The sequence below is a fragment of the Salinimicrobium oceani genome, from assembly GCF_012037645.1.
This window is the reverse complement of sequence record NZ_JAAVJR010000399.1, coordinates 1-515: the sequence shown is the minus strand read 5'-3', so window position 1 is coordinate 515 and position 515 is coordinate 1. Positions and strand designations below refer to the sequence as shown.

The window sequence follows — 515 nt, the reverse complement described above, 5'->3', positions numbered from 1 at the left end:
AATATCCCAGGGCAAAGGGCACCACGAAACCTCCTATTGCTGCGAGTAAGCCCGGCCAGGAGGCTTTTCCGAGATCTCTGAAGTTAATCTCCATGCCAATGTAAACCATAAGGAGAATGATCCCAACCTCGGCCAGAACATTGATCATTTCGGAAGTTTCAAGTAATCCTAAAATGGCAGGACCCAGGATGATCCCTATGACCAATTCTCCTAAAATAGCAGGATAGCCTAATTTTTTTGCTGCAGCCCCACCTACCCAGGCGCCGGTAAGGATAATAAGAAGGTTAAAAATGTTGAATTCTTCCATAGGTTCCTTTTAATTCCGTCGGTGCAAGGTATTGCTCCAGAAAGTTAGCTTAAATGGGACAAAAGATCGGTCTTAGTTTTAGTTGAAATTCATAAAAATACCTTAAAAATAATATTAATTGGAAGAATTTTCATTTTAGGCACCGCTAATCTGCTATTTTTAGCCCTTTAATTAAAAAATTAATGAAGGAATTCCTGAAGATCCTGGA

Annotated in this window: 1 protein-coding gene; it reads right to left on the bottom strand. The window is 40.0% G+C overall.

Annotated features, from left to right (window positions below; genetic code table 11):
• Positions 1-307 (bottom strand): cation:proton antiporter (locus HC175_RS17385; protein WP_209310055.1); only part of this gene is annotated, 307 nt, incomplete at its 3' end.
• Positions 308-515 lie beyond the last annotated feature (208 nt).